This is a genomic window from Micromonospora sp. NPDC049497, assembly GCF_044465805.1.
In the GTDB taxonomy this organism is placed as follows: Bacteria; Actinomycetota; Actinomycetes; order Mycobacteriales; family Micromonosporaceae; genus Micromonospora.
Genome location: NZ_JBITMC010000023.1, coordinates 25,507 through 50,968 on the forward strand (window position 1 = coordinate 25,507; position 25,462 = coordinate 50,968).

The 25,462-nt window shown below is 72.1% G+C and carries 22 protein-coding genes, 1 tRNA gene and 1 other RNA gene; 7 read left to right on the forward strand and 17 right to left on the reverse strand.

Annotation, left to right across the window (positions count from 1 at the left end):
* Positions 1-52: 52 nt before the first annotated feature.
* Both ACIBR0_RS25070 and ACIBR0_RS25075 read right to left on the reverse strand, forming a co-directional pair.
* Positions 53-125, reverse strand: a tRNA-Ala gene (locus tag ACIBR0_RS25070).
* Between the two features lie 86 nt (positions 126-211).
* A complete protein-coding gene (locus ACIBR0_RS25075; RefSeq protein ID WP_396719692.1) occupies positions 212-802 on the reverse strand; it encodes a YqgE/AlgH family protein in 591 nt (196 codons plus the stop codon).
* 149 nt (positions 803-951) lie between these two features.
* Here ACIBR0_RS25075 and ACIBR0_RS25080 point away from each other — a divergent pair, with 149 nt between their 5' ends.
* Positions 952-1,755: an S-methyl-5'-thioadenosine phosphorylase gene (locus ACIBR0_RS25080; protein WP_396719597.1), complete on the forward strand. Its 804-nt coding sequence runs from the start codon at positions 952-954 to the stop codon at positions 1,753-1,755.
* 63 nt (positions 1,756-1,818) lie between these two features.
* Positions 1,819-3,414: a benzoylformate decarboxylase gene (gene mdlC / locus ACIBR0_RS25085; RefSeq protein WP_396719599.1), complete on the forward strand. Its 1,596-nt coding sequence runs from the start codon at positions 1,819-1,821 to the stop codon at positions 3,412-3,414.
* 24 nt (positions 3,415-3,438) lie between these two features.
* Here the strand turns inward: mdlC and ACIBR0_RS25090 are convergent, their stop codons facing one another.
* The 9 genes from ACIBR0_RS25090 to pruA form a co-directional block, all read right to left on the reverse strand.
* Positions 3,439-4,383, reverse strand: coding sequence for a hypothetical protein (locus ACIBR0_RS25090; protein ID WP_396719601.1), 945 nt, complete (start codon positions 4,381-4,383; stop codon positions 3,439-3,441).
* Between the two features lie 79 nt (positions 4,384-4,462).
* Complete coding sequence (locus tag ACIBR0_RS25095; protein ID WP_396719603.1) at positions 4,463-5,464, reverse strand: GNAT family N-acetyltransferase; 1,002 nt, start codon at positions 5,462-5,464, stop codon at positions 4,463-4,465.
* Positions 5,465-5,525: 61 nt separating this feature from the next.
* Positions 5,526-5,902: a transfer-messenger RNA gene (gene ssrA / locus ACIBR0_RS25100) on the reverse strand.
* Between the two features lie 106 nt (positions 5,903-6,008).
* The gene (gene smpB, locus ACIBR0_RS25105) at positions 6,009-6,488 is read right to left on the reverse strand and encodes an SsrA-binding protein SmpB (RefSeq protein ID WP_357029704.1); all 480 of its coding nucleotides are present in this window, start codon (positions 6,486-6,488) and stop codon (positions 6,009-6,011) included.
* A gap of 193 nt (positions 6,489-6,681) precedes the next feature.
* Complete coding sequence (gene ftsX, locus ACIBR0_RS25110; RefSeq protein ID WP_396719605.1) at positions 6,682-7,557, reverse strand: permease-like cell division protein FtsX; 876 nt, start codon at positions 7,555-7,557, stop codon at positions 6,682-6,684.
* 67 nt (positions 7,558-7,624) lie between these two features.
* Positions 7,625-8,305: a cell division ATP-binding protein FtsE gene (ftsE, locus tag ACIBR0_RS25115; RefSeq protein ID WP_117665857.1), complete on the reverse strand. Its 681-nt coding sequence runs from the start codon at positions 8,303-8,305 to the stop codon at positions 7,625-7,627.
* Positions 8,306-8,423: 118 nt separating this feature from the next.
* The gene (gene prfB, locus ACIBR0_RS25120; RefSeq protein ID WP_357029709.1) at positions 8,424-9,545 is read right to left on the reverse strand and encodes a peptide chain release factor 2; all 1,122 of its coding nucleotides are present in this window, start codon (positions 9,543-9,545) and stop codon (positions 8,424-8,426) included.
* A 19-nt stretch (positions 9,546-9,564) separates the two neighbouring features.
* The gene (locus tag ACIBR0_RS25125; RefSeq protein ID WP_357029711.1) at positions 9,565-10,080 is read right to left on the reverse strand and encodes a PadR family transcriptional regulator; all 516 of its coding nucleotides are present in this window, start codon (positions 10,078-10,080) and stop codon (positions 9,565-9,567) included.
* Positions 10,081-10,287: 207 nt separating this feature from the next.
* Entirely contained in the window at positions 10,288-11,916 is a 1,629-nt protein-coding gene (pruA, locus tag ACIBR0_RS25130; protein WP_396719608.1) for an L-glutamate gamma-semialdehyde dehydrogenase, read from the reverse strand.
* 232 nt (positions 11,917-12,148) lie between these two features.
* Here pruA and ACIBR0_RS25135 point away from each other — a divergent pair, with 232 nt between their 5' ends.
* Entirely contained in the window at positions 12,149-13,132 is a 984-nt protein-coding gene (locus ACIBR0_RS25135) for a hypothetical protein (RefSeq protein ID WP_396719610.1), read from the forward strand.
* A gap of 22 nt (positions 13,133-13,154) precedes the next feature.
* Here the strand turns inward: ACIBR0_RS25135 and ACIBR0_RS25140 are convergent, their stop codons facing one another.
* Positions 13,155-13,664 carry a DUF6912 family protein gene (locus ACIBR0_RS25140; protein WP_396719612.1) on the reverse strand — a complete coding sequence of 170 codons (510 nt, stop codon included), beginning with the start codon at positions 13,662-13,664 and terminating at the stop codon, positions 13,155-13,157.
* A gap of 194 nt (positions 13,665-13,858) precedes the next feature.
* Between ACIBR0_RS25140 and ACIBR0_RS25145 the strand changes: the two genes are divergently transcribed.
* A complete protein-coding gene (locus ACIBR0_RS25145) occupies positions 13,859-14,110 on the forward strand; it encodes a helix-turn-helix domain-containing protein (protein ID WP_357029719.1) in 252 nt (83 codons plus the stop codon).
* Between the two features lie 104 nt (positions 14,111-14,214).
* On the forward strand, positions 14,215-14,814 hold the full coding sequence (locus ACIBR0_RS25150; RefSeq protein WP_396719614.1) for an Rv3235 family protein: 600 nt from the start codon (positions 14,215-14,217) through the stop codon (positions 14,812-14,814).
* 88 nt (positions 14,815-14,902) lie between these two features.
* On the opposite strand, the gene secA is transcribed toward ACIBR0_RS25150, so the two are convergent.
* On the reverse strand, positions 14,903-17,824 hold the full coding sequence (gene secA, locus ACIBR0_RS25155) for a preprotein translocase subunit SecA (protein ID WP_396719616.1): 2,922 nt from the start codon (positions 17,822-17,824) through the stop codon (positions 14,903-14,905).
* Between the two features lie 169 nt (positions 17,825-17,993).
* On the opposite strand from secA, the gene ACIBR0_RS25160 reads away from it, so the two are divergent.
* On the forward strand, positions 17,994-19,136 hold the full coding sequence (locus ACIBR0_RS25160) for a GNAT family N-acetyltransferase (RefSeq protein WP_396719618.1): 1,143 nt from the start codon (positions 17,994-17,996) through the stop codon (positions 19,134-19,136).
* Positions 19,133-20,242: a GNAT family N-acetyltransferase gene (locus ACIBR0_RS25165; RefSeq protein WP_396719620.1), complete on the forward strand. Its 1,110-nt coding sequence runs from the start codon at positions 19,133-19,135 to the stop codon at positions 20,240-20,242. Before ACIBR0_RS25160 ends, ACIBR0_RS25165 begins: the two co-directional genes overlap by 4 nt.
* Positions 20,243-20,299: 57 nt before the next feature.
* Here the strand turns inward: ACIBR0_RS25165 and hpf are convergent, their stop codons facing one another.
* From hpf to mtrB, 4 genes are all read right to left on the reverse strand, one after another.
* The gene (gene hpf / locus ACIBR0_RS25170) at positions 20,300-20,935 is read right to left on the reverse strand and encodes a ribosome hibernation-promoting factor, HPF/YfiA family (protein ID WP_396719622.1); all 636 of its coding nucleotides are present in this window, start codon (positions 20,933-20,935) and stop codon (positions 20,300-20,302) included.
* Positions 20,936-21,186: 251 nt separating this feature from the next.
* Positions 21,187-21,891 carry a ComF family protein gene (locus ACIBR0_RS25175; RefSeq protein ID WP_396719624.1) on the reverse strand — a complete coding sequence of 235 codons (705 nt, stop codon included), beginning with the start codon at positions 21,889-21,891 and terminating at the stop codon, positions 21,187-21,189.
* Positions 21,892-21,895: 4 nt separating this feature from the next.
* Positions 21,896-23,698, reverse strand: coding sequence for an LpqB family beta-propeller domain-containing protein (locus ACIBR0_RS25180; protein ID WP_396719626.1), 1,803 nt, complete (start codon positions 23,696-23,698; stop codon positions 21,896-21,898).
* Positions 23,695-25,449, reverse strand: coding sequence for an MtrAB system histidine kinase MtrB (gene mtrB, locus ACIBR0_RS25185; RefSeq protein ID WP_396719628.1), 1,755 nt, complete (start codon positions 25,447-25,449; stop codon positions 23,695-23,697). Before mtrB ends, ACIBR0_RS25180 begins: the two co-directional genes overlap by 4 nt.
* Positions 25,450-25,462: the final 13 nt, after the last annotated feature.

Genomic DNA, 25,462 nt, shown 5'->3' on the forward strand with positions numbered 1-25,462 from the left:
AGGAACGACGAAGGGCGTCCGTCATGTCTGACGAACGCCCTGGTCGAAAGGGTGGAGCCGAGGGGACTCGAACCCCTGACCCCCACACTGCCAGTGTGGTGCGCTACCAGCTGCGCCACGGCCCCTTACCTCGCCCGGTCGCCCGGGCACGGGAAGAACTATACACACGCCGTCCGGCATGGTCATCTCGCGGGGGTGCCCCCGGAGCGGGTCAGTTGAGGGCCACGTCGGAGGGGAAGTGCGCCACCGCGGCCATCATCCCGCCCTGCCGGCGGAGCACCATCGGCCACAGGTCGTCGGGCCGGTCGACGAAGGCGTCACCGGGCAGGGCGTCCAGTACGAACCAGGAGCCGTCCTCGATCTCCTGCTCGACCTGACCCGCGCCCCAGCCGGAGTAACCGGCGAAGACCCGGATGGCCCCCAGGTTCTCCCGCAGCCGCTCCGGGTCGCCCGACAGGTCCAGCGTGCCGACGGCCCCGGAGACCTGGTGGAAGCCCTTGACGCGCTGCAGCGGGTGCCGCATCCGGGCCAGGCAGATCGCCGAGTCCGGCTGCACCGGGCCGCCCTCGAACAGGACCGCCGGGTGCCGGGCCAGCTCGCTCCAGTCGCCCAGCACGTCCGCGACGGGGACCTCGGTGGCGCGGTTGAGAACCACCCCGAGAGCCCCGCCGGGCTCGTGCGCGACCAGCAGCACCACCGTACGGTCGAAGTTCGGGTCCTTCAGCGCCGGAGTCGCGACCAGGAGCCGCCCGGTCATCGAATCCATCGCCCGTCCGCCGATCGCCTGCCCCTCTCCCTGCATGCCGGACACCGTCAGACCGGCCCCACCGGGACGCGCCGGGGCGCCGGTGCCGTCCATGCTGTCAACGCCATGCCTGGCACCATAGCCTGCACCTGCGCCCGTGGCTAAGGTCTGACCGTCGGGTGATCGACAGGAACAGGGAGGACCACGTGAGTCCAACGGCGGAACTGGCGGTGATCGGCGGATCGGGCCTCTACGCCCTCCTCGACGGCGCCACCGAGCACGAGGTGGAGACGCCGTACGGGCCACCCTCCGACGCCGTCACGATCGCCGAGATCGGTGGGCGTCGGGTGGCGTTCCTGCCCCGGCACGGCCGCGACCACCGGCACCCGCCGCACCTGATCCCGTACCGGGCCAACCTGTGGGCGCTGCGGTCCCTCGGCGTACGCCAGGTGCTCGCGCCGTGCGCGGTCGGCGGCCTGCGCCCCGAGCTGGGCCCGGGAACGTTCGTGGTGCCCGACCAACTCGTCGACCGCACCAGCGGCCGGGCCCAGACCTACTACGACCGGGGCGCGGTGCACGTGTCCTTCGCCGACCCGTACTGTCCGGTCGGTCGCCGTACCCTGCTCGACGCCGCGGCCCGGCGCAACGTCCCGGCGGTCGACGGCGGCACGGTCGTGGTGGTGGAGGGCCCGCGCTTCTCCACCCGCGCCGAGTCGCGCTGGTTCGCCTCGATCGGCGGCACGGTGGTCAACATGACCGGGCACCCGGAGGCCGTGCTGGCCCGGGAGCTCGCCCTCTGCTACTCCTCCATCGCCCTGGTGACCGACCACGACGCCGGTGTGGCCGGTGGTGGTTCGGTGACGCAGGAGGAGGTGTTCCGGGTCTTCGGGGAGAACACCGACCGGCTGCGCGGCCTGCTGCTGGAGGCCGTGCCCGCGCTGCCCGCCGAACGCGACTGCGACTGCGGGCGCGCACTGGACGGGATCAAGTTGCCCTTCGCGTTGCCCTGAGCCCGGGCCGGGGTGCGCGGAAACGCCGAGGGGGACGCCTGAGCGGCGATAACGTCGAGGGCGATGGCCACCGTCCGCGACACCACGTACGACCTGCTGCGCGCCCTGGGCATGACCACCGTCTTCGGCAACCCCGGCTCCACCGAGGAACCGTTCCTCGCCGCCTTCCCGGAGGACTTCCACTACGTGCACGCGCTGCACGAGGCGTCGGCGGTGGCGATGGCCGACGGGTACGCGCAGGTCACCGGTCGCCCCGCGCACGTGAACCTGCACACGGCGCCGGGCACCGGCAACGCCATGGGCAACCTCGTCACCGCCTGGCACAACCGCGCGCCGCTGATCGTCACCGCCGGCCAGCAGACCCGGGAGATGCTGCTCATCGAGCCCCGGCTGACGAGCCGCCGGGCGACCGAGCTGCCCCAGCCGTACGTGAAGTGGAGCCACGAGCCGGCGCGCGCGCAGGACGTGCCGGCGGCGGTCATGCGGGCGTACGCCACCGCCGTGCAGCCACCGGCCGGGCCGGTCTTCCTGTCCCTGCCGCTGGACGACTGGGCGCAGCCCGCCGACCCTCCCCCGCCGGTGCGGACGGTGTCCACCCGGATCGCCCCGGATCCGTACCGGCTGGGCGAGTTCGCCGCGGTGCTGGCGGCCAGCCGGTCACCGGCGCTGGTCCTGGGGGCGTCGGTGGACCGGGCTGACGCCTGGCCGGCGGCGGTGGCCCTGGCCGAGCGGCTCGGCGCGGCGGTGTGGACCGCTCCCGCGCCGGAGCGGACGCCGTTCCCCGAGGACCACCCGTACTACCAGGGCGTGCTGCCGTACGCGATCGCGCCACTGGCCGAGAAGCTGCGCGGGCACGACGCGGTGCTGGTGGTGGGCGCGCCGGTGTTCCGCTACTACCCGCACGTCCCCGGCGACCACCTGCCCACCGGTGTACGCCTGCTGCACGTCACCGACGACCCGGAGGAGGCGGCACGGGCGCCGGTGGGCAACAGCCTGCTCGGCGACGCCGGGCTGACCATGGCGGACCTGCTCGACCTGATCCCGGCCATGGACCGTCCACCGCCACCGGCGCGGTCCGCGCCCGCACCGCCCGAGGACGGCTCGCCGCTCAGCGCGGACGCGCTCTTCGCCGCGCTGGCCCGGCACTGGCCGGCCGACGGGGTGCTGGTGCAGGAGTCACCGTCGAACCTGTCGGCGCTACGCCGTCGGCTGCCGATCACCCGGCCCGGCTCGTACTTCACCATGGCCAGCGGCGGCCTGGGCTACGGCCTGCCGGCGGCGGTCGGCATCGCGCTCGCGCAGCGCGACACGGGCCGGCACCGACCGGTGGTCGCGGTCATCGGCGACGGATCGTTCCACTACTCCGTGCAGGCCCTGTGGACGGGGGCACGGCTGGGTCTGCCGCTGGTCGTGGTGGTCCCGGTCAACCAGCAGTACGCGATCCTGAAGTCGTTCGCCGAGTTCAAGGAGACCGTCGGAGTGCCCGGCCTGGACCTGCCCGGGATGGACCTCACGGCGCTCGCCCGGGGCTACGGCTGCGCCGCCGAGGTCGTCGAGACGCCCGACCAACTCGGCGCGGCCCTGACGACGGGTCTGCGGGCGGACCGGCCGACGGTGCTGCCGGTGCCGATCCGTACCGACATCCCCGGGCTGCTCTGATTCGCCGCCGCCCGGCTTCGCGGGTCAGAACGGGGTGATCCGGAGCGGCAGGCCCGTGTTCACGTCGAGGACCGGCCGGGCGCCAAGCGGTGCGCGCAGTGTGACGGTGACCGGTTCGATCTTGAGTACGTCCAGGCAGGGGCCGGTGGACCGGGTGACCCCGCCACCCACCACCACGAGGTCGTCGCGCTCCAGCACCAGCGGGGTGATCCCGGTGTCGCAGGCCCCGACCCCCAACCGTACGGTCAGCGTCGCGCCGTCCACGGCGCGGAGGTCCTGGGCGCCGACCACCTCGGCCGGCAACGGCACGGCGGGAGCCGTGGGCTGCGGCACCGCGCCGACCGCGGTCGGCGCGACCGCGAGCCGAGCCACCCGGGCGGTCAGCTCGTTGACGGTGAACAGCCACGCCGGCACCTCGGCCTCGCCCCGACTGGTGCGGATCGGCACACTGCCCAGCTCGACGCCCGTCACGGTCAGCGGGATGCAGGCGCTCCCCGGTGTGCTGCTCATGGGAGCATCCGGCCCGCTCGGCTGGGCCGGGGGCGGCGTGGCCGGGTTCTTCGGCCGCCCGTCGCAGGTCGGCGGATCTCCCTGGCCGAGCTGCCGGTACGCCTCCTCGGCACTGGCCAGCGGCACGGTGAGGGTGCCGCCGGGGAACCGGATGGTCCCGTCCCCCGGCCGATCCGCCGGCAGCGGGATCTGGTCCCGGTACCAGCCCGCGTGAAAGGCGGTCAGGGTGTCCGGGCTGAACCCAGGATCACCGGCCAGCACGGTCGGCTCCTGGAGCGGGACGTACCCGTCGCGCCACTGGGGGCCGGGTCGCCAGCTGTCAGCGACCTCCGCGGCCCGCTGCTCGAACGCGGGCCACTGCCGATCCGTGGGCGGGGCGGCGGCCGGCTCCGAACCGGCCGGTGCGCATCCGGCGACGACCAGCAGGGACAGACTCAGCACGGCGACAACTGGGCGCATACGGGTTGGACGTCCATCGTCGCCGCCCGGTTCCGCCCGGTCGGTCCTCGCCGCGTTGCTCGATGGCGTTGCGGAGCTCCTAGCGGATCAGGCGGTGCAGACGGAGGAATGTCTCGGCGAAGCCGAGCGCCGGCCAGGTCCGCGAGGAGAGCAGGTTGGTCACCCGCCAGTCGGTGACCACACTGTCGAACCCGGTCGACACGGCCCAGTCGATGACGGCTGCGCCGAGCGCCCGTCCAGCACCGATGCCACGAGCATCCGGGAAGACCGCCGCGAACCCGAGGAACCCCGCGTGGTCCGGACGGGCCAGGCTCAGATGACCGCTCGACTGCTCCAGTGCGCAGCCGACGGCCGCGCCGATGACGCGGCCGTTCGACTCGGCCACGAAGGTGGTGTACGCGGGGTCGTCAAAGTCGGCTGCCCACTCGGCGAGGCTTTCCTCCACCGTGCCCACCCGGCCGGCGGAGAACGTCGGGGACAGTCCCTGATGCAGTGGCAACTCGACATCGAGTTGCGCGAGCACCGGGATGTCGGCCCGGGTCGCCCGGCGCACCGACAGCCCTGCCGGCGTACCCGTCCCCAGCCGCGCGGCCGGCCGGATGGCGTGCGCGTGTTGCTGGCCGAAGCCCAGGCGGAACCAGGCCCGCACCAGTCCGGCGTCGTGCGCCGGCACGACGACGTAGTGCGCCGTGCGGCCCTCGTCGACCCACCGGGTGGCGGCGACCGCGTACAGGTCGCGCATCACCTCGGCGTCGGTGACCGCGAGCCCGGCCGCCTCCACCCAGATGTTCGGCCCCCACAGCGGTGACGGCTTCGGGGCACCGAGGACGAAGCCCACCGGGACACCGGCGCGGTACGCGACGACTCCCGAAGAGTCGGGCGTCTCGTACGCGGCGGTCAACTCCGCCAGGGCGACGGCGGGATCCTCGAACCGCGCGGACAGCAGTGGCTGGGCGACGCGGTGCCGGCGGTGCCGGTCGGCCAGCAGTGTGCCGCAAGCAGGCAGGTCGGCGGCCGCCAGCGGCCGCAGCTCCAACCGGGACATGGCCGGCACGGTACGCACCATCGGCGCGGCGGACACCCGATTTTCCTGGACGGCAAAAAGGGAGAGGGAGTGTCAGAAGACACTCCCTCTCCCTTTCCTGTGGAGGTGCCGGGAATCGAACCCGGGTCCTTCGCCGGTTTGTCAGGGCTTCTCCGAGCGCAGCTCGCTGTGCCTCTACTCGGCCCCACCAATCACGCGAGCGAGTTGGTGTGACGGGCCCAGTCGCTGATTGATCTCGCCGCACGGACCCCGCGACCGGGTCCGATTGGCCAGCCTCCTAGCTGATGCCGGCTGACTGGGACGAAGGCGTTCCCAGGCCGACAGACTTAGCTACTCGCCTCAGGCGGCGAGAGCGAAGTCAGCGCGATTGTTCTTGGCGCTTATTGGTTTCCGACGACCGATTCACGAGACGACGTCGGCTTCCTCGGCTCGCTTCCCCTGCCGCAACGTACGAAGTCGAAACCAGTCACCCCCTCGACGTGGCCACCCTGTGGGCGGCTCCGTCAAGCGTAACGCCTGCCGCAACGGGTTTCATCCCGAGGTCCCGGCCGGCGTGCCGTCCAGGACAAAGGCAGACATATCACTCAGACATGCCCTTGCCGCGCCGGCCGCTGACCCGGGCGATCTCCCGGTCGGCGTCCCGCTTGGCGAGGTCCTGCCGCTTGTCGTACGACTTCTTGCCCTTCGCCAGGGCGATCTCCACCTTCGCCCAGCCGTCGGAGAAGTAGACCTGCAACGGCACCATGGTCAGACCGCCCTCGCGGGTCTTCCCGATCAACCGGTCGATCTCCAGCCGGTTGAGCAGGAGCTTGCGGGTACGTCGGGGCTCGTGGTTGGTCCAGGTGCCCTGGGTGTACTCCGGGATGTGCATGCCGTGCAGGTAGAGCTCCCCGTTGCGCTCCTGGGCGAACGCGTCGACCAGCGACGCGCGGCCCGCGCGAAGGGACTTGACCTCGGTGCCGGTCAACGCCATCCCCGCCTCGTAGGTGTCGAGGATCGAGTAGTCGTGCCGGGCCTTCCTGTTGGAGGCGACGACCTTGCGTCCCTTTTCCCGTGGCATCGGCGCCACCCCCTCTCCTGGTCGCCTCCGGCACGGCCGCGACCGGCCGGAGAGCGGAGATCATGCTACCCGAACGACAAGAGCCGCCCGGCGTCGTTTATTCCGGACGCACCCCGTCCCGGAGCACACGGACGGCCCCCGCGCGCTCCCGGAGACCGGGGGAACGCACGGGGGCCGTCGCTTCGCGAGGGTGCTAGACCCGCAGGTAGAAGCGGAGGGTGACCCAGGCGGTGACGGCGCTGATCAGGCCACCGACGCCGGCCATCACCGGGAAGGTCAGGAACACCTCGCCCCAGGTGACCGGTGCGAAGAGTCCCTGCAGGGTGCTCAGCGCGCCGTCGAAGAGGAACTGCTTCAACCCGATCAGGGCGATGAGGCCGACAACCGATCCGATCAGGCCGGCCACCACCGCCTCCAGCACGAACGGGGCCTGGATGAACCAGTTCGACGCGCCGACCAGCTTCATGACCGCCACCTCACGCCGCTTGCTGTACGCGGCGACCTGGATGGTGTTCGCGACCAGCAGCAGGGCGGCGATCGCCATCGCGATCGCGGCGACCAGGGCGATGTTCTGCCCGGCGGTGAAGAGGTTGAAGATCTTGTCCAGTACCCGGCTCTGGTCGACGACCTGGTCCACCCCCTCGATCGTCGAGTACTGGTCCGAGACGGCCTTGTACTCCGCGGGGTTGACCAGCTTGAGCCGGTACGACTCGGGCAGCTGGTCGGCCTTGACCACGCTCAGCAGGTCGGGCGAGTCCCGGAACATCTCCTGGAAGCGCTTGTACGCCTCGTCCTTGTTGACGTAGGTGACCTCGCGGATCAGCGGGTCGCTGTCCAGCTTGGCCGCGATGTCGGTGCGCTGCTGTTCACTGACGTCCTTCTCCAGGAAGATCGAGACCTCGATCCTCTCGAAGTACAGGTCCTTCATGTCGGCGACCTTGGTGTAGATCAGACCGCTGGCGCCGAGCATGGTCAGCGAGACCGCCATCGTGATGATCATCGCGATGGTCATGGTCACGTTGCGCCACAGTCCGACCAGTACCTCGGACAGGACGTATTTCACGCGCATCGGGGATTCCTCCGGGTCTCCGGCATGAAGTGTTCGTCGTCAGGCTGCGCAGGGGTGGGAAGCCGGCTCACCCGTAGACGCCGCGGGCCTGGTCGCGCACGATGCGGCCGCTCTCGATCTCGATGACCCGGCGGCGCATCTGGTTCACGATGTTGGAGTCGTGCGTGACCATCACGACGGTCGTGCCGGTGCGGTTGATCCGGTCCAGCAGACGCATGATCTCGATCGAGGTGTCGGGGTCGAGGTTTCCCGTCGGCTCGTCCGCGAGCAGGATCAGCGGACGGTTGACGAACGCCCGGGCGACGGCCACCCGCTGCTGCTCACCACCGGAGAGCTCGTGCGGGTAGCGGTGCTCCTTGCCACCGAGTCCCACCAGCTCCAGCACCTCGGGCACGACCCGGCGGGCGACCGCCTTGGTCTTGCCGATCACCTCAAGGGCGAACGCCACGTTCTCGTACGCGGTGCGGTTCGGCAGCAGCCGGAAGTCCTGGAAGACGCAGCCGATCGAGCGCCGGAAGTGGGGTCGCTTCCAGGAGCGCATCGACGTGACGTCCTTGCTGTTGACGACGACACGGCCCTTGTTGGGCGTGACCTCGTGCAGCAGCAGCTTGATGATCGTGGACTTGCCGGAGCCGGATGGACCGATGAAGAAGACGAACTCGCCCTTCTCGATCGAGACGGACACGTTGTCGAGCGAAGGCCGGGACGCCTTCGGGTACGTCTTCGTCACTTGCTCAAGCTGAATCACGGGAGGTGAGTCTACGTGGTGTAACCGGGGAGCCAAGCGCCACGCCCCTCCGATGCGGGTCGCGTCATCGATTCACTGGGAAAAGAGAAGATCGATGACGCGCTCCGCCTCGGCGTCGTCACGCACTGTCGCCGGCGAGCTGCTGCTGCTTGCGCCAGCGGATCCCGGCCTCGATGAAGCTGTCCAGTTCACCGTCGAACACCGAGGACGGATTGCCCGTCTCCTGCTCGGTTCGTAGATCCTTCACCATCTGATACGGGTGCAGGACGTACGAGCGCATCTGGTCGCCCCACGAGCCGGCGGCGTCGGTCTTGAGCCCGGCCATCTTGGCCTGCTCCTCCTGCCGCTTGCGCTCCAGCAACCGGGCCTGGAGCACCCGCAGCGCGGACGCCTTGTTCTGCAGCTGGGACTTCTCGTTCTGGCAGGTGACCACGATGCCGGTCGGGATGTGGGTGAGCCGGACGGCGGAGTCGGTGGTGTTGACGCTCTGCCCACCCGGGCCGGAGGAGCGGTACACGTCGACCCGCATCTCGTTCTCGGGGATCTCGATGCTGTCGGTCTGCTCGACCACGGGCAGCACCTCGACACCGGCGAAGCTGGTCTGCCGACGGCCCTGGTTGTCGAACGGGCTGATCCGGACCAGCCGGTGGGTACCCGACTCGACGCTGAGCGTGCCGTACGCGTAGGGCACCTTGACCGCGAAGGTGGCCGACTTCAGGCCCGCCTCCTCGGCGTACGAGGTCTCGTAGACCTCGGTGGGGTAGCCGTGCCGCTCGGCCCAGCGCAGGTACATCCGCAGCAGCATCTCGGCGAAGTCCGCCGCGTCCACGCCGCCCGCGCCGGCCCGGATGGCCACCAGGGCCTCGCGGGAGTCGTACTCGCCGGAGAGCAGGGTGCGGACCTCCATCTCCTCGATGGCCTTGGTCAGCCCGGTGATCTCCGACTCGACCTCGGTCAGCACGCCCGGGTCGGACTCCGCCTCGGCGAGTTCCAGCAGCACCTGGGCGTCGTCCAGCCGGGAACGGAGGCTGCCCAGCTTGCTGATCTCGCCGTTGACGTACGACAGCTGGGAGGTGACCTCCTGTGCCTTGGCCTGGTCGTCCCACAGGTCCGGGGCGGACGCCGCCTGCTCCAGGCGGGCCTTGTCCTTCCGCAGGCGGTCGAGGTCCAGCACCGCCTCGATGTTGCGGAGGGTGGCGTCGAGGTCCTTGAGCTGTTCGGCGTAATCGGCAGCGGTCACGACAGACAAGAGTACTGCTTCACCCGACGGGGGCGGACTTCAGCCACGTCAGAGCGGCCTTGTGATAGGCGACGGCGAACTCCAGCGCGCTGGCGTCGTACGGGTCGCCTTCCTTCTTGGCGCTCTTCACCTGTTCCCGGACCCGGGCGAGCGCCTCCGTGTGGTACTCGTTCGCCGCCGCCTGGAGGTTCTTCAGCTGGCTGGCCGAGTGCAGGTTGCCGAACGCGATCCGCAGGGCGATCGGGTTGCGGATCGTGTCCCGCCCCGGGTCCTCCGCGAGCCACCGGGAGAAGGTCCGCTTCCCGGACGCGGTCAGCGCGTACGGCTGACTGGAGCGCGGCCCGGGCTTGCCCAGGCGGACGAGCCCCTTCTCGGCGAGCACCGGAAGCTCGCGGTAGACCTGACTACGGGTCATCGACCAGTACGGCGCCAGCCGTCGCTCGGCGGCGGCCATCAACTGGCCGCCTGTCATGGGACCCTCGTGGAGCAGCCCGAGCAGGGCCGCCGCCGTGGGGTTGACTCCGGAATCCGCCATGCCCCTCACGCTGCCACTTTGCCGACCCGGCGTCCAGGATTTGCCGGTTTCGCCACCCGGTAGGGGGTTCCTATGTGCACTGTCGGCGGGCGACAGTCCGGCGGGGAGCGCGGACACCGGCCCGGCGGGACCCGGAGCGGGGTCCGGTGGGAGCACCGTGGACGCGCGACGGCCCCCCGGCCGGAGCCGGGGGGCCGCCTACGGACCTCAGCCCATGTGCGGGTACGTGTGGTCGGTCGGCGGGACGAACGTCTCCTTGATCGTCCGCGGCGACATCCACCGCACCAGGTTGTGCCAGGAGCCGGCCTTGTCGTTGGTGCCGCTGGCCCGGGCGCCGCCGAACGGCTGCTGCCCGACCACCGCGCCGGTCGGCTTGTCGTTGATGTAGAAGTTGCCGGCCGCGTACCGCATCTTCTCGGCCACCGCCTCGACCACCCGGCGGTCGTTGGCGAAGATCGACCCGGTCAGCGCGTACGGTGCGATCGACTCGGCCTGGGCGACCACCTCGTCGAACCGGCCGTCGTCGAAGACGTGCACCCCGAGGATCGGGCCGAAGTACTCGGTGGTGAAGGTCTCGTGCGCGGCGTCGGTGCACTCGAACACGGTGGGCCGGACAAAGTACCCGACCGAGTCGTCGGCGGTGCCGCCGGCGATCACCCGGCAGGCGTCGTCGTCGTTGATCAGCTCCAGCGCGGCGGTGTGCCGGGAGAAGGCCTTGTCGTCGATCACCGCGCCACCGAAGTTGCCGAAGTCGGTGACGTCACCGTAGGTGAGGGCCTCCGCGGTGGCCGCCAGCCGGTCGCGCAGGCCGCCCTCCCAGAGCGACCGCGGGACGTACGCCCGGGAGGCCGCCGAGCACTTCTGCCCCTGGTACTCGAAGGCGCCCCGAATGAGGGCGGTGTGCAGGGCGTCGACGTCGGCGCTGCGGTGCGCGACCACGAAGTCCTTGCCGCCGGTCTCACCCACCAGGCGCGGGTAGCCACGGTAGCGGGAGATGTTGTCGCCGACGGTCTTCCACAGGTGCTGGAAGACCTTGGTCGAGCCGGTGAAGTGGATGCCGGCCAGGCCCGGGTCGGCGAGCACGACGTCGGAGACCTCCTCGCCCCGGCCGGTGACCATGTTGATCACACCGGGGGGCAGGCCGGCCGCCTCGAAGAGCCGCATGGTGAAGTGCGCGGCGAACTGCTGCGTCGGGCCCGGCTTCCAGACCACCGTGTTGCCCAGCAGGGCCGGCGCCGAGGGCAGGTTGCCGGCGATGGCGGTGAAGTTGAACGGGGTGACCGCGTAGACGAAGCCCTCGAGCGGGCGGTGGTCGAAGCGGTTCCACACGCCCGGGGACGACTGCGGCTGCTCCTCCAGGAGCTTCCGGGCGAAGAACACGTTGAACCGGAGGAAGTCGATGAACTCGCAGGCCGCGTCGATCTCGGCCTGGATCGCGGTCTTCGACTGGCCCAGCATCGTGGTGGCGTTCAGGGTGTCCCGCCAGGGACCGGCGAGCAGTTCGGCGGCGCGCAGGAAGATCGCCGCACGCTCCTCGAACGGCAGGGCCCGCCACATCGGCGCGGCGTCCTTGGCGGCCTTGACCGCGGCCCGGGCGTCGTCGTGGGTGGCGTGGGCGGTGACGCCGAGCACGTGGGCGTGCTTGTGCGGCTGCACCACGTCGATCGACGCGCCGCCGGCCATCCGCTGCTCGCCGGCGATGGTCATCGGCAGGTCGATGCGCTCGGCGGCCAGCTCGGTCAGCCGCCGCTGGAGTCGCTCCCGGTCGGCGCTCCCCGGCTCGTAGTTGCGTACCGGCTCGTTGCGCGGCTCGGGTACGGAGAACACGGCGTCCATCACAGGCTCCTGTGCGATCTCGACAGCGGTGGCGAAATCGGACCCGCGGGCGCCAGCCGGACGACCGGACACCGGGCACCATCCGGCCAGAGCCGGTCGCGGCGGCGGGACCTCCGGTGATTCTCCCACGCCCGGCGACCGCTTCCCGCTGGGAGGCGTGGGGCGGGTGGACGCGTACCCTGGGTGACCGGTGAACCGCCGGCCCCGCCCGGTGTCCGTCGAAGGAGAGACGATGACCAAGCAGTCCGGCAACTCCGCCGCCGCGGAGTCGGAGCGGTCGGAGCCGACGGCGGGCGTGGCACCGGAGGCGCTCGCGCCCGGGACGCCGGTGCTCGCCCTGCTGGCGCTCGGCTGGCTGGCCGCGATGCTCTGGTCGACCCGCGAGGCGATCAACTCCGCCGCCGCCGGGATCACCGCACTCAGCCTCTCCGCCTTCGCGCTGCCCGGTGTGATCTCGGCCGCGCTGGTCGCCGGTGCCGCGTTCGCGCTGTTCGGCGTGGACCTGCTGGCCCGGCGGGGAAGCGACCGCGCCACCCTGCGCTTCGTCGCCGCGATCGCCACCGGCCTGCTGGTGGCGCTCGCAGCCGCGTTCGCGGTCAACCTGACGTACGCCGACAACGCGACCACCAACGTGATCGCCGGCACCACCGCCGCGGCCGCGATCATCGGCGGAGCGGTCGCCGGGGCGCGTACCGCTCCGGTGGTCGGGTCCGTGGTGGCCGCCGCACTCGGGACCCTGGTGTTCGTCGTGGCGTTCAGCCGGGCCCGGGACCCGCTGTTCGATCTCTTCGGCGCCGGGGACACCGAGGAGTCGCTGCTCAACGCGGCCAAGTGGGTGTCCCGCACCGAGTCGCTGCTCGCCGGCCTGGTCGCCGGGCTGCTCGCGTTCGCCTACCTGACCTGGGCCCGCCGCCGGGCCACCCGCGTCGACGCCGACGCGCCCGCGTTGCGCTGGCCCGCGTACCTGCTCGCCGGCGCCGGGCCGGGCCTGCTCCTGCTGGTCGCCGAGGTCATCCTCCGCGTCGGCGGACGGGAACTGCTCGACCTGGCGAGCGCGCTCAGCGAGGCGGACGCGGTCGCGCAGACGTCGCTGGGGACCTCCCGCATCGACAACGCCATCTGGGTGCTCTTCGTCGGCGCGCTGACCGCCATGATCGCCTTCGGCCGCACACTCGGCCCCGCCCACACGGACGAGGAGCCGGCCGAGAGCGCCTGACCTCCCCCGCCCGACCGGGGCGTCAGGAGGTGGCGCCCAGCAGCAGCTCCAGTTCGGTCACGTCGTACCACTCCAGCTCGTGATCCTCGGCGCCGTCGACGGTGAACTGTGCGTCGGGATCGCCGGCCAGCGCCTCGACGACCACGTCGGCCGCCGCCGCGACGTCCTCGGCCGCGTCCCTGCCGTCGACGTGGATGGCGGCGACCGCCGTCAACGGCACGACATCGGTCACCTCGACCAGGCTGGACCCGAGCTCGCCGTCGCCCCGGCCGACCGCCGGGGCGGGCAGGTCCACCGACACCACGACCCGGCGGCGGGGCGCGGCCGGGTCGGCCCGCAACAACTGCAGGGCGTCCTGGGCGGCGCGGATGAAGGCGACGTACTCCAACTCCTCCTCGTCGCCCTCCGCGTACCACTCGCGCAGCGCGGGAGTGACCGCGTGCGCCGACGCCGCGGGCAGTCCCTCCCCGCGCAGCAGGGTCAGCATCGGGACGGTCGCCGGTACGTACACCCGGACAAGCTCGTCGGTCACCGGTCGTCTCCCCTGCTCAGTCCGCACCGGCGGCCGCCGGTCCCGGGCGCCGATCATGCCGTACGCCGTGACCGTCATACACCCCGCGCCGGCCCGGCGGAAGTTCCGTGCCGGTGTGTCCCTCTCCGGCCTCGTCGACAACCCGGGCCGAGACCTGTCCGGCGTGGGCCGTTGATGGCAAACTCAAGCAAACGATGTCAACCCGTGGGAGTTTGTCCGTGGAGCCGAGATTCCTGCTGCTCGCCGACGTGGCTGCCGAGCTCAACGTCTCGGACTCGCAGGTCTACCACATGGTGCGTAGCGGGGAACTGCCCGCGATCAAGATCGGCGGTCGGGGCCAGTGGCGCGTCGAACGTGCCCGCCTGGAGGAGTACATCGAACGGAAGTACGCGGAGACCGCCGAGTGGGTCCGCGGAAATCCGCTCAGCGACCGGGACCCCGAGTAGCCGGATCCCTCCGCACAGCCATTGACCGTCGGCTCTCCCTGGCCGAGAATGGGGGCTGATCGAAGGCAAACGTAGGTAAACGCAAGATCAGGGAGGGTCACCGGATGACCGACTCACGCCGCCCCGGACCGTCCCGCCCTGCCGTCCGGCTCCGGCCCGCGCCGTCGTCCGAACCGCCCTTCACCGACGAGGACGTGTCCCGCTGGCCCGCCCCGGAGCAGCTCGCCCTCGACGTGTTCGAAGCCGCCCGCCGGGGCGCCGGTCGACCGCCGGACCGGCGGCGACAACGGCTCGCGCCGACCCCTGCCGGTCCGGCCCGCCGCCCCGCCGGCCCCCTTCCGCCCGGTGCGCTGGTCACCGCCACACCGGAGGCGACCCGGGCCGCGCACCGCTTCGTCGGCACCTGCCTGGAGGTGCTCAACGGGTACCGCCCGCCCGGTCAGCTCCGCCCCCTTCTCGACCCGGTCCACGCCGCCGACCTGCTCCCCGAGCTGGCGCGGGCCACCGCCCGATCCGGTCCACCCCGGCGCCGCTCCACCCGTCCCGGCGTACACCTGCGCCGGTTGCGGGTCTGCGAACCGCGCCCGGCGGCCGTAGAGGTCGCCGCGGTCCTGGCCGGCACCGGCGGACGCACCTGGGCGATGGCCCTGCGCCTGGAACACCGGCGCGGCACCTGGCTCTGCACCGCCCTCCAGGTCCTCTGACGCAGGTGTACGGGAACAGCGACGAGCCGCGGCCCTCCGAGAGGACCGCGGCTCGCTCGTACCGGGTGGGGCAGCGCCCCCGAAGCCGTCAGGCCCCGCCGTTGGGGGAACCGTGGCAGCGCTTGTACTTGCGGCCCGAGCCGCACGGGCAGGGCGCGTTGCGGGACGGGCCGTTACCGGCCTCGGCCTGCCCCGGGTTCGGGCGACGGGACGCGTTGGACGCGATCCCGGGCCCCCGCAGACCGGCCGCCGGACGCTGCGGCGCGGCGGGAGCCGTGCGGCCCGGTGCCGCCGGGGCGGCCGGGACGGGACGGCCCACACCGAGCGCCGGGGCGGACTCGTCCTGACGCTCCAGGGCCACCGCACCCGCGCCGGCCTCGCCGTCGATGGTCGGCGCAGAGTACTGCAAGCCCTGCGGCTGCGGCGCCCGGTCGAGGCCCTTGGCCCGGATCTCGACCGGCTTGTCGAGGAGCGTGACCTGCTCGGCCTCCGGCTCCGGCTCCTGGACCTGCACCTCCAGGTTGTAGAGGAAGCCGACCGTCTCCTCCTTGATGCCGTCCATCATGGTGGCGAACATGTCGAAGCCCTCGCGCTGGTACTCGACCACCGGGTCGCGCTGCGCGTACGCCCGCAGGCTGATGCCCTCCTGCAGGTAGTCCATCTCGTAGAGGTGCTCGCGCCACTTCCGGTCGATCACCTGGAGCAGGACCATCCGCTCCAGCTGCCGGGTGCCCTCCTCGCCGAGCTGCTCCTCACGGCGGTCGTACGCGGCGTGCGCGTCCTCCCTCAGGCGGGAGAGCAGGAAGTCGGCGTCGATGCCGCTACGCGAGCCACCGGCCTCCTCCTCCATCTCCTCGATGGTGATGCCGACCGGGTAGAGCTGCTTGAGGCTGGTCCAGAGCTGCTCCAGGTCCCAGTCCTCGGCGTACCCGTCCGAGGTGGCGCCCTGGACGTACGCGCCGACCACGTCGTCGATCATGTTGCGGACCTGGTCCGACAGGTCCTCGCCGTTGAGCACCCGCAGCCGCTCGGCGTAGATCACCTGGCGCTGCTTGTTCATGACCTCGTCGTACTTGAGGACGTTCTTCCGGATCTCGGCGTTCTGGCCCTCGATCTGGGCCTGCGCGCTCTTGATCTGCTTGGTGACCATCTTCGACTCGATGGGCACGTCCTCCGGGATGTTGAAGCGCTCCATGACCGCCTCGACCGCCCCGGAGCGGAAGCGCTTCATCAGCTCGTCCTGCAGCGAGAGGTAGAACCGGGACTCACCCGGGTCACCCTGCCGGCCGGAGCGACCCCGCAGCTGGTTGTCGATGCGGCGCGACTCGTGCCGCTCGGTGCCCAGCACGTAGAGGCCGCCGGCGGTGGCCACCTCATCCGCCTCGGCGTCGCAGGCCTGCTTCCACTGGGGCAGGACCTCCTCCATCGCCTTGGCGTACTCCTCCTCGTTCTCGATCGGGTCGAGACCGCGCTGGCGCAGCTCGTTCGCGGCGAGGAACTCGGGATTGCCGCCGAGCAGGATGTCGGTGCCACGGCCGGCCATGTTGGTGGCGACGGTGACCGCGCCCTTGCGGCCGGCCTGGGCGACGATCTCGGCCTCACGCGCGTGGAACTTCGCGTTCAGGACCGAGTGCGGAATGCCGCGCCGACGCAGCAACTGGGAGAGGATCTCCGAGTTCTCCACCGAGACGGTGCCGACGAGCACCGGCTGGCCCGCCGCGTGCCGCTCGGCGATGTCCTCGACGACCGCGTTGAACTTGGCCTTCTCGGTCTTGTAGATCACGTCCGGGCGGTCCTGGCGGACCATCGGACGGTGGGTCGGAATGGTCACGACCCCGACCTTGTAGACCTTGTTGAACTCGCCCGCCTCAGTCTGGGCCGTACCGGTCATGCCGGACAGCTTCTCGTAGAGGCGGAAGTAGTTCTGGAGGGTGATCGTGGCGAGGGTCTGGTTCTCCTGCTTGATCTCCACCCCCTCCTTGGCCTCGATCGCCTGGTGCATGCCCTCGTTGTAGCGGCGCCCGTGCAGGATGCGACCGGTGAACTCGTCGACGATCAGGACCTCGCCGTCGCTGACGATGTAGTCCTTGTCGCGCTTGTAGAGCTCCTTGGCCTTGATCGCGTTGTTCAGGTACCCGACGAGCGGGGTGTTCACCGACTCGTAGAGGTTGTCGATGCCGAGCCGGTCCTCGACCTTCGCCACACCCCGCTCGGTGACCGCGATGGTGCGCTTCGAGTGGTCGACCTCGTAGTCGCCCTCGCCGTCCTTGCCGGCCTGGAGACGGGCGACCACGCCGGCGAACTCGCCGTACCAGCGGGCGGAGTGCTCGGCCGGGCCGGAGATGATCAGCGGGGTGCGGGCCTCGTCGATGAGGATCGAGTCGACCTCGTCGACGACCGCGAAGTTGTGGCCGCGCTGGACCAGCTCCTCCTTCGACCACGCCATGTTGTCGCGCAGGTAGTCGAAGCCGAACTCGTTGTTGGTGCCGTAGGTGATGTCGCACTCGTACGCGGCCCGGTGCTCCACCGACGGCCGGTTGGGCAGCACCACACCGACGGTGAGGCCGAGGAACTCGTGCACCCGGCCCATCCAGGCGGCGTCACGCTGGGCCAGGTAGTCGTTGACCGTGATCACGTGCACGCCCTTGCCGGAGAGGGCGTTCAGGTAGACCGGCATGACCGACGTCAGGGTCTTGCCCTCACCGGTCTTCATCTCGGCGATGTTGCCGAAGTGCAGCGCCGCGCCGCCCATCACCTGGACGTCGTACGGGCGCTGGCCGAGCACCCGGGCGGCCGCCTCGCGGCACACCGCGAACGCCTCCGGCAGCAGGTCGTCGAGGGTCTCACCGTCGGCGAGCCGCTCCTTGAAGTGCTCGGTCATGCCGGCAAGCTCGGCGTCGGTGAGGTTGACGTAGTCGTCCTCGATCGAGTTGACGGCGGCGGCGATCGCCTTCAGCCGGCGCACCATGCGGCCCTCGCCGGCGCGAAGGACCTTTTCCAGAATCGACACGGATCAACGCTCCCCTAGACAGTCTCGAACCATCGTAGGCGCTCCATCGGCGCGATGGTCACTGGTGGCGGCGGTCGGAGCCGGTCAACCCGACATAAAGCTCGTACCGCCCGCCAATCACGCGCTAATCCGGTTACGCCGTAGGCGAACGATCCGGCACCATGCACGGATGGAGCCTGTGGAGATCATCGAAGACGGCGTGCTTCTGCGGCCGTGGCGGGCGACCGACGCCGAGGCGGTCCTCCGCGCCTGCCAGGATCCGGACATCCAGCGATGGACCACCGTACCGCGCCCGTACCTGCCGGAACACGCCCACGGTTTCGTCACCGACATGGCCGGCCAGGCATGGGCGCGGGGCACCGGAACGCCGTTCGCCGTCTGCGACCCGGCCACCGGCGACCTGCTCGGCTCCTGCGGCCTCGTCACGATCGACGCCGGCACCGGCAGCGGCGAGATCGGGTACTGGGCGGCCCCGTGGGCGCGGGGCCGGAACGTCACCGTGCGGGCCGCCCGGGCGGTCGCCCGCTGGGCCTTCGACACGCTCAAGCTGCGCCAGCTGATCTGGCGGGCCGAGGTCGGCAACCACGCCTCCCGCCTCGTCGCCCTGCGCACCGGCTTCCGCGTCGAGGGACGGCTCCGCCTCCCCGACAGCGGCCGGGACGGCTGGATCGGCTCGCTGCTGCCCGGCGAGGTCCCCGCACCGGGTGCGGTCGGACCGGCCGGGCCGGGCACCCTGGACGCCCGCCGGGCCGCGGTCCTCGGCCGCCCCCAGCCCACCCTCTTCACCACCGCCGCCGACGGTGAGCTGCGGCTACGCCCCCTGGAGGAGCGGGACCTCGACGACGTGGTGATCGCCTGCCGCGACCCGGAGACCATCCGCTGGACGACTGTGCCGGACCCGTACGACCACGCCGACGCCGAGTGGTACCTGGCCTACGGGCGCGGCGCCTGGGCCGCGGGCAGCAGCGCCTGCTTCGCCGTCGCCGATCCCGACGACCGCTTCGCGGGCACGATCGACCTGCGGCTGCACCCCACCGACCCGCTCCTGGCCGACGTGGGCTTCTTCACCGCACCGTGGGCACGCGGCCGAGGCTACCTGCCGGCCGCGCTGGGCGCCCTCACCACCTGGGGCTTCGCCACACTGGGCCTGACCCGCGTCGAGTGGCGGGCCAACGTCGGCAACACCGCCTCCCGGCGGGCCGCCGAGAAGGCCGGCTTCACCGTGGAGGGCACCGTCCGCGGAGCGCTGACCCACCGCGGCGCCCGCGTCGACGCCTGGGTCGGCGGGCTGCTCGCGGAGGACCTGGCATGACCCCGGAGATCGTCGCGGCGCACGGCGTGCGGCTGCGGCCGTACCGCGCCGAGGACGCCGCCGACGCCGCCGCCGGCTGCGACGACCCGCTGACCCAGCGGTTTCTGCCGGGTCTGCCGTCGCCGTACACCGAGGCGGACGCCCGCTGGTGGATCACCGAGGGCGCGCCCGCCGCCTGGGCGGCCGGCGGTGCCGCGTACGCGATCGCCGATCCGAAAACCGACCGGCTGCTCGGCGGTGTGGGGTTGGGCCAGGTCGTGGCGTACCGGTCGCAGGCCGAGATCGGCTACTGGGTCGCGCCGTGGGCGCGGGGCCGGGGCGTGGCCACCGCGGCCACCCGCGCGCTCGCGGAGCACGCCGTCGCCACCGGCATCGCCCGCCTGGAGCTGTTCACCCACGCCGAGAACACCGCCAGCCAGCGGGTGGCGCTCGCCGCCGGCTTCCGCCACGAGGGCGTACGCCGGGCGACCGGCCCGACCCGCGACGGTGGCCGGACCGACCTGATCGCCTGGGTGCGCCTCGCCGACGACCCGCCCGGCCCGGCGCCGCGCGCGCTGCCCGACCTGCCCGACGGCCGGCTGACCGACGGCGTGGTGACGTTGCGCCCGGTGGGCCCGGACGACGCGGATCTGATGTTCCGGCTGCACACCCGCCCCGAGGTGGTGGCGAACCAGCCGCCCCCGGTGCCGCCGACGCGGGAGGCGATCGAGCGGCGCTGCGCGCTGGCGGGCAGCGCATGGCTGACCGGGACCATCGCCCGCCTGCTGATCCTCGACGCGGCGACCGGCGAGCCGGCGGGCAGTTGCGGCCTGTCGGTCACCGAGCCGGCGTTCGGCGAGGGCATGGTCGGCTACGCCCTGCTGCCCGCCTGGCGTGGTCGCGGGTACGCCACGCGCGCGGTCCGCCTGCTCGCCGGCTGGGCGTTCGGGCCGGCGGGGATGGCCCGGCTGGTCGCCGGCACCATGCCCACCAACACCGCCTCGCACCGGGTGCTGGAGAACGTCGGCTTCCGCCGGGAGGGGCTGCTGCGCGGGCGGCTGCCCGGCCTGAACGGGACCCGGGTCGACGACCTGGTCTTCGGCCTGCTCCCCGAGGAGTTGCGCTGACGCGTGACGGGGGAACGACCGTGGTGGCGGCGACCGCCGCCACCACGGTCGGCCGGGTCAGATCGCGAGCGAGATGATCCCGTAGTCGTAGGCGTGGCGCCGGTAGACGACGCTCGGCCGCCCCGACTCCTTGTCGTGGAACAGGTAGAAGTCGTGGCCCACGAGCTCCATCTCGAACAGCGCGTCGTCGACCGTCATCGGCTCGGCGGGGTGCACCTTCTCCCGCGCGATGTGCCACGGCTGGTCGTCGTACTCCTCCTCGACCCGCTCGGCGACGGCGGTGGCCGCACCGGCGGACGCGCCGTCGGTGGACGTGGCGAGGGGAGGGAGGCCGGCGACCGGCAGGCCGGCGGTGGCGGCGGCGACGGACAGCGGCGCGTGCCGGCCCCGATGGACCCGGCGGCGGTCGGCCGCGCGGCGCAGGCGGGTGTCGAGCTTCGCGATGGCCGCGTCGAGCGCGCTGTAGAAGTCGTGCGTGCACGCCTCGGCCCGGATCACCGGGCCACGGGAGACGCAGGTGATCTCGACCCGCTGGCAGTGGTCCGCCTGGCGCGGATTCCGCTCGTGGAACAGTTCCACGTCGACTCGGATGAGTTTGTGATCGTAGCGTTCGATCTTCGCGAGTTTCTCCGCGACGTGCACTCGGTAATGGTCCGGCACTTCGACGTTACGGCCCTTGACCACGATATCCACGTGACCTCCTCGTACGGTGGTCGTTCGATCCGGCGTACCGGTCGTCCGCCTTACAGGAGGGGTCCTGGTCGGCGTCGACCGGTCAAGTACGGCTACGCCTCCTTCCAGCGCCGGGAGCGGCTGGGAATGACCTCCTACCCCCGACAGGAAAACGCTAACTCGTGTTCGTCCGGCAGTCACCCCCAGTTGTGGGAACCGTCCGGGAATTTTCACAGCTCATACACCAACGGGTGAAACGGAAACACGAACGGTTACCGAAGCCGGCGCTTCTCGGTCGCCGCGAGCACCGCCGCGACCGTCGGTGACAGGCCGGTCGCGGTCAGCGCGGCGGTGACCGCAGCCAGGGTGGCGCCGGTCGTGACGATGTCGTCGAGGACCACCACCGCGGCCGGGCCCGCCACCGGCACCGGCCCGGGCCGCATCCGGAACGCCGCCTGTGCCGCGGCCGCCCGACCGGCGCTGTCCAGCGTCAGCGAGTCCGCGCGTGGCCGGGCCACGAGCGGTCGGGCCACGCGCGCCGCCCAGCCCGCTGCGCGCAGGCGGTCCGCGCAGTGTCGGGCCAGGCGGTCCAGGTGGTCGCCGTAACGCGACCGGGCTGCCGCCGAGGTGTCCGGCACCGGCACCAGCAGCACCGGCCGCACCGGACCGACCGCCGCCGCGACGACCTCGGCCAGCAGCGCGCCGAGCGGCCGGGCCAGGCCGTGGCGACCGTGATCCTTGTACGCGAGCAGCATCTCGCGCAGCGGGCCGGCGTACGGGCCGAGGGCCACGCAGGGCGGTAGGCCGGGTGGGGCCGGGGTGGGGCGCACCGGCCGCGGACGCAGGTCGTGGACCGCGGCGACGCAGGCGGGGCACACCCCGTGGCGCAGGCCCGGCCGGCTTTCCCGGCAGCCGGCGCACTCCACCGGCAGCACCAGGTCGGTGAGGTCCGCCCAGAGCCCGCCGAGGTCCCGCACGGGCTCAGTACAGGAAGAAGGGGGCGGTCGGGTTGCCGGGGCGGACCCCGCTCGGCGGCGCGGTGACCTCGGCGACCTGTTCCCGCTGGATGCGCTCGGGGGGCCGCCCGGTGCGGAACGCCACCTGGTTGGCGACGTACATCGCCAGCCCGAACTGCCCCCCGCGCGGGTTGGCCGGGTAGGCCGCCAGGTGGGTCGCCGGGGAGCCGATGTCCCGCTCGAGGGTGACCTCCAACGCGCCGTCCACGCTCAGCTCGTACAGCGCCCACCGGCCGGCCGCGGAACCCGCCACGATCAGCCGGTTCTCGTCGTACCAGTCGACGGCCGACAACCGGGTCAGCTGTGTGGGCAGCCGCCGGGCGGGGCCGGTGGCCAGCACGCCCCCGTCGAGGTTGACCGCCACGACGTGGAGCACGCCGTCCGCGACGACGGCGAGCCGGTGCCCGTCCAGGGCGGCGGCCACCGCGGTGACGGGGCCGGTGACACCGAGCGGCACCGCGCTCACCTTTGCCCCGCCGTCGAACAGGTAGAGACCACCGTCCGCGACGACCAGCCCGACCGGCGCGGCGGCCGCCGCCGAGCGCAGCCAGACCGGGCGACTCACGTTGGACCAGCCCGGGCCGCCGCTGCGCGCGAAGGCGGACACCGGGGGGAACCCGCTGCCGACCGAGAGGTGCTTGCGGCCGTTCGGGCCGGCGACGACCAGCGCGGCATGGACCCCGGTGCCGGCCCGGTTGAGCGCGGCGGACACCACGCCGGTGTTGGCCGCCTCCGCCACCGGCACCGGCCCGCTCGGCTCACCCGGGTACGACAGCGCGTGGATCGACCCCTCGTACACGCAGAACCGCTGCGGGGTGCCCTCGACGCTGTACAGGGGCCGCTCCTGCCGGCGTTGCTCCAGGTCGATCGTGACGCCCTGCTGGTTGCGGATCTTGAGCTCCAGTTGGCCGTCGAGCCACGACAACGACCACGCCAGTTGGGTGCCGAGCTGGTCCACCCGGGTCCGGTCGTCCCCGGGCATGTCGAGGTCGACCTCCCACCGGTCGTCCGTCCGGGTGGCGTTGTTGATCAGCTGGGTGCGGTCGGGCAGTGGGCTGACCGCCCGTTCGAGCCACTCCGACGGGCCGGCGGTGAGCCACTTGACCACCTCGCTGACCCGCCGGTCCTCCGGCACCGCTCTTGGCAGGTAGCGCTGGTCGGGGACCAGCCGGCTGCGGTCGGAGCTCCAGAAGTAGACCGGCCGGGGAAGGTAGTGGTCCTCCAGCGCGTCGACGCTGAGCAGCAGCACGTTGGGTGGGTCGGCGAGGTACCAGTCGGTCTGGTCACCCGACTCCAGGGTCGGGCGCAGGCGGAACCGGTACGACGTCTCGGTCGCCTCCGGCGGGGCGAGCACACCGTCGGCGCGCAGCCGGCCGACCTGCTGGACGCTGATCGTGACGTCGATGTCGTCCAGGTTGGGGGTGATCTCCGGGCTCTTCGTCAGGCGTACCACGGTCAGCCCGACCTCACTGCCCCGCTTCTCCTGCAGCCGGGAGCGGTCGCGAGGCTCGATGAACTGCCGCACCCGGTCGTACGCCCGGTCGGGCTCGCCGGCCGGCGCGGCGAGGAAGTTCCGGACGAAGTCCTCGGGGCTGTCGGCGGCCGTACGGGACGGTGGCTCGATGCGGCCGGAGCTTGTCGCACCACCCTCGACCGCCGGGCCGGGCCCCTCGACCCGGACCTCGGTGCGGTCCGGGATGCCGCAGCCGGTGGTGCCGCCGAGCAGGCAGACGCCCCCGATCAGACCGGCCACGAACCGCCGCCTCACGAGCCCACCTCCGCCCGACCGCCGTCGCCACCGGGTGCCGGTCCGATCGCCAGCACCCCACCGCTGCCCGGACCGATGGCGAGCAGTCCGCCGTCGCGGGGACCGCCGAAGGGCAGTGCGGCGTCGCCGGGCACCAGCCGCAGCGGCGAGGTGGTCAGCCGGTCGCCGGCCCGGGCCGGCAGGGTGAGCCGGAACTGTGCGCCCTGTCCGGGCGCACCCCACGCCTCCAGCCAACCGCCGTGCAGGCGGGCGTCCTCCAGGCTGATCGACAGGCCGAGCCCGGTGCCGCCGGTCTGCCGCGCCCGGGACGGGTCGGCGCGCCAGAACCGGTTGAAGACCAGCTTCTCCTCGCCCGGCTTCAGCCCGACCCCGTGGTCCCGTACGGTGATCGCCACCGCCGTGTCGTCCAGGCCCAGGGTGATCAGCACCGGCTTGGCCTCGCCGTGCTCCACCGCGTTGCCGACCAGGTTGCGCAGCACCCGCTCGACCCGGCGCGGGTCCACCTCGGCGATCACCGGGGCGGTGGGCACGTCCAGCTCGATGGTCACCCCGACCCGCTCGGCGAGGCCGGCGAGCCGGTCGGCCACCCGGTGCACCACCGGCACCAGGTCGGTCGGCTCCGCGTCCAGCATGGCGAAGCCGGCGTCGAACCGGCTGATCTCCAGCAGGTCGGTCAGCAGCTCCTCGAACCGGTCCAGCTCGGCCTGGAGCAGCTCGGCGCTGCGGGCGACCGCCGGGTCGAACGCGTCCCGCTCGGCGAAGATCAGGTCGGCGGCCATCCGGACGGTGGTCAGGGGCGTCCGCAGCTCGTGCGAGACGTCCGACGTGAAACGCCGTTGCAGACGGGACATCTCCTCCAGCCGGAGGATCTGCCGTTGCAGGTTGGTCGCCATCTGGTTGAACGAGGCGGCGAGCAGGGCCAGGTCGTCCTCCCCGTTGACCACCATCCGCTGGTCGAGCAGCCCTGCGGAGAGCCGCTGGGCGGTCCGCGCGGCCACCCGCACCGGCGTCACCACGAGCCGGGTGACCAGGGCGGCGAGCAGGCCCAGGAGCAGCACCAGGGCCACCCCGACGGCGACCACGGTCGCCCGGGCGTCGGCCGCGGTGGTGTCCTGCCGGGTCAGCGGAACGAGGTAGTAGAGCTCCACCTGGCCGAACCGGGTGGGCACCGGGGAGCCGTAGACCAGGTACTTCGTCCGGGTGCCGGCGACCGTGCCGGTGCTGATCTGGCTCGCCATGTCGCCGCCGGCCACCACGCCACGCAGCTCGCGGCTGATCAACGGCTGGACGTCGACGGCCGGCGAGGTGCGCGGCTGGATGACCCCCGGGTAGCGCTCGGCCGTCAGGGCGACCACGACCCCGGTCGCCTGCTGCGGATCACCGCCGGCCAGGTAGTTGACCGTGCCGTCGATGGTGTCCTGGAGCTGCGCCTCCTGCGGCTGGTTGTAGAGGCCGAACTGCTTGGCCGCGTACGTCGCGCCGCTCTCCAGCCGGGCCTTCACGTCGATCTCGGCGTTGTCCAGCAGGATGCTCGTGATCTTGTCGGCGATCAGGTACGCGAAGCCGCCGACCAGGAGGCTGGAGGCGACCAGCGTGATGGTCACCACCCGCACCTGGAGCGACCGCCGCCAGGTGAGGTGCAGCCCGGCGGCGAGGCCCAGGGCCCGGCCGACCAGGGCACGCCGGAGCGCCCGCGCGGCGGGTCGCCAGCCGGCGGGAGTCTCGGGCAGGGGGGTCGGGGTGCTGGTCACGGTGCAGACCAGG

Coding starts and splice junctions, on each gene's coding strand:
- ACIBR0_RS25075 (WP_396719692.1), bottom strand. CDS start 802: ATGCAGGGAGAGGGGCAGGCGATCGGCGGACGGGCGATGGATTCGATG.
- mdlC (WP_396719599.1), top strand. CDS start 1,819: ATGGCCACCGTCCGCGACACCACGTACGACCTGCTGCGCGCCCTGGGC.
- ACIBR0_RS25090 (WP_396719601.1), bottom strand. CDS start 4,383: ATGCGCCCAGTTGTCGCCGTGCTGAGTCTGTCCCTGCTGGTCGTCGCC.
- smpB (WP_357029704.1), bottom strand. CDS start 6,488: ATGCCACGGGAAAAGGGACGCAAGGTCGTCGCCTCCAACAGGAAGGCC.
- ftsX (WP_396719605.1), bottom strand. CDS start 7,557: ATGCGCGTGAAATACGTCCTGTCCGAGGTACTGGTCGGACTGTGGCGC.
- ACIBR0_RS25125 (WP_357029711.1), bottom strand. CDS start 10,080: ATGGCGGATTCCGGAGTCAACCCCACGGCGGCGGCCCTGCTCGGGCTG.
- pruA (WP_396719608.1), bottom strand. CDS start 11,916: ATGGACGCCGTGTTCTCCGTACCCGAGCCGCGCAACGAGCCGGTACGC.
- ACIBR0_RS25135 (WP_396719610.1), top strand. CDS start 12,149: ATGACCAAGCAGTCCGGCAACTCCGCCGCCGCGGAGTCGGAGCGGTCG.
- ACIBR0_RS25145 (WP_357029719.1), top strand. CDS start 13,859: ATGTCAACCCGTGGGAGTTTGTCCGTGGAGCCGAGATTCCTGCTGCTC.
- ACIBR0_RS25150 (WP_396719614.1), top strand. CDS start 14,215: ATGACCGACTCACGCCGCCCCGGACCGTCCCGCCCTGCCGTCCGGCTC.
- ACIBR0_RS25160 (WP_396719618.1), top strand. CDS start 17,994: ATGGAGCCTGTGGAGATCATCGAAGACGGCGTGCTTCTGCGGCCGTGG.
- ACIBR0_RS25165 (WP_396719620.1), top strand. CDS start 19,133: ATGACCCCGGAGATCGTCGCGGCGCACGGCGTGCGGCTGCGGCCGTAC.